At 74.8% G+C, this 2,174-nt stretch carries 3 protein-coding genes; 2 read left to right on the forward strand and 1 reads right to left on the reverse strand.

Features of this window, described 5'->3' with window-relative positions; translation table 11 throughout:
• Window positions 1-100: 100 nt before the first annotated feature.
• On the reverse strand, window positions 101-1,057 hold the full coding sequence (locus tag Q0L15_RS20085) for a YafY family protein (RefSeq protein ID WP_296606400.1): 957 nt from the start codon (window positions 1,055-1,057) through the stop codon (window positions 101-103).
• A gap of 62 nt (window positions 1,058-1,119) precedes the next feature.
• Between Q0L15_RS20085 and Q0L15_RS20090 the strand changes: the two genes are divergently transcribed.
• Together Q0L15_RS20090 and Q0L15_RS20095 are read left to right on the forward strand one after the other, a co-directional pair.
• Window positions 1,120-1,374, forward strand: coding sequence for a hypothetical protein (locus tag Q0L15_RS20090; RefSeq protein WP_296606402.1), 255 nt, complete (start codon window positions 1,120-1,122; stop codon window positions 1,372-1,374).
• 47 nt (window positions 1,375-1,421) lie between these two features.
• The coding region (locus tag Q0L15_RS20095; RefSeq protein WP_296606403.1) for a hypothetical protein at window positions 1,422-2,174 on the forward strand (753 nt) is incomplete at its 3' end.

Genomic DNA, 2,174 nt, shown 5'->3' on the forward strand with positions numbered 1-2,174 from the left:
TCCCGACCCTGGCGCCGTCGGTGCGCTCGGTCCCCCGCCCCGCCGCGTGGGTGCGTCTCGAGGCCCCGGTGGGCGAGCCCGCCGCCGCCTGACGCGGGGGTCAGGGTCGGGCGGTGGCCCGCGCGAACCGCTCGGCAGCGGAGGCGACCTGGTCGCGCAGTTCGTCGGGACCCTCGACGACGAAGTCGACGCCGAGGCGGGCGAGGACCATCAGCGGCCAGTCCAGGGTGTCGGTGGGCATCACCATCCGGCAGGCGCCCGGACCGTCGGCCGTGACGGTCGCCCAGCGACCGACGTACTCCTCGACCGCGGCGGCGTCGAGCTCGAGGCGCACCCGTACCTCGTAGCGCTGCGGCATCGACTGGATGCCGGCCCGGACGAACGTCGGGGCGTCCGGCGCCGGCAGCGTCCGCGGCACGAACCGCTGCCCCGAGGCGCGCGGCGCGCTGACCCGGTCGACCCGGAAGCAGCGCCAGTCCTGGCGGTCGCGGTCGTAGGCCACGAGGTACCAGCGGCGGCCGAGGCAGACCAGGCGGTAGGGCTCGACCCGGCGCTCGGTCGCCGCGCCGTCGCGCGCGGTGTAGTGGAACGACACCGGCTCGTCGTCGCGGCAGGCCTGCGCCAGTGTCGTGAGCACTCCCGCGTCGAGCGCCGGGCCACCGCCCCATGGCACCCCGTCGGTCTGCGAGTGCACGGCATCCATCCGGCGGCGCAGCTTGGGCGGCATCACCCCGATCACCTTGGTCAGCGCCTGGATCGCGGTCTCCTCCATGCCCGCGACGGCGCCGGACGCGGCGGTGCGCAGCGCGACCGCGATCGTCACCGCCTCGTCGTCCTCGAGCACCAGCGGCGGCAGCTGGCCGCCGGCGCGCAGCTGGTAGCCACCGGCGACGCCGCGTACGGCGTCCACCGCGTAGCCGAGCTCGCGCAGCCGGTCGATGTCGCGGCGCAGCGTGCGCGGGCTGACCTCGAGCCGCGCGGACAGCTCGCCGCCCGGCCAGTACCGGTGGGTCTGCAGCAGCGAGAGCAGGCGGAGCATCCGGGCGCTGGTGTTCACGCGTCCGAGACTAGGTCCGCAAGCGGTCAGGATCTGACCGCTTGCCTCCCTAGCGTCCTGCCATGACGACCCGCACCCTCCGGCTCGTGCCGACCACCTCCGACAAGATCTCGCTGCGCTTCTCCTCCGAGGGCGACGCCGCGGCAGCCACCGAGCGTGCCCAGCACCTGCCCGGCGCCCGCACCGAGCTCACCGGCCGCGAGCTGACGATCCTCGTGCCCGACGGGCGCGACCTGGTGACATCCTTCGTCACCGACCTCGCCTGGGCGGGCGTGCTCGCCGAGCGGCTCGAGGTCGTCGGGGCCGCGTCGGCTTGAGGCCGGCCGACCTCTCAGGTCCGTGGGCCCGGCGTCGATGAACGGGCATGACCCCGACCGCCTCGCGGCCGGAGCAGTCCTGGGTGCCCCGCGGCGCCCGTCTCTCGGAGGACGAGTTCCGCAGCCGGCACAACGCCCTGAGCCTGGTGCTCATCCTCCACCTCCCCCTGCTCGGCAGCCTCGCCCTCTGGTGGCACCCCGATGGCGGCCTCTCCGGCGCGGACGGCTGCGGGTGCGGGTGGGTGCCGATCGCCGGCCTCGCCGCGATCGTCGCCCTCCTCGTCGTCGGACAGCTCGCGCAGAGCCAGGTGGTGCGCTCGGCGGCGATCAGCACGGGTCTCATCGGCACCTCGTGCCTGCTCGTGCACATCTCGGGCGGCATGACCGACCTGCATCTGCACTTCTTCGTGACCGTGGCACTGGTCGCGCTCTACCAGACCTGGACGCCGTTCCTCCTGGCGATCGGGATCGTCGCCGTGCACCACATCGGCATGGGCCTCTGGGCCCCCGACATGGTGTTCTCCGACTCCCGCGCCCAGGCGCACCCGATCGCCTTCGCCCTCCTGCACGCCGTGCTGCTGCTCGGCGAGTGCGCCGCGGTGGCCTGGTCGTGGCGCTACACCGAGGCCGCGGACCGGGCCCGCCTCGCCGAGCAACAGCGGGCCGAGCAGACCGCGACCGAGCAGCTGCGGGCCCAGGAGGCCCTCGCGGACGAGCGCGAGCGCGCCGCCGGGCGGGTGCGCGAGGAGCTCGCCGCCCGCCAGGAGCGCGCCGAACAGCTCGAGTCCCGGCTCGCAGGT

The organism is Nocardioides sp., assembly GCF_024509035.1.
Taxonomy (GTDB): domain Bacteria; phylum Actinomycetota; class Actinomycetes; order Propionibacteriales; family Nocardioidaceae; genus Nocardioides.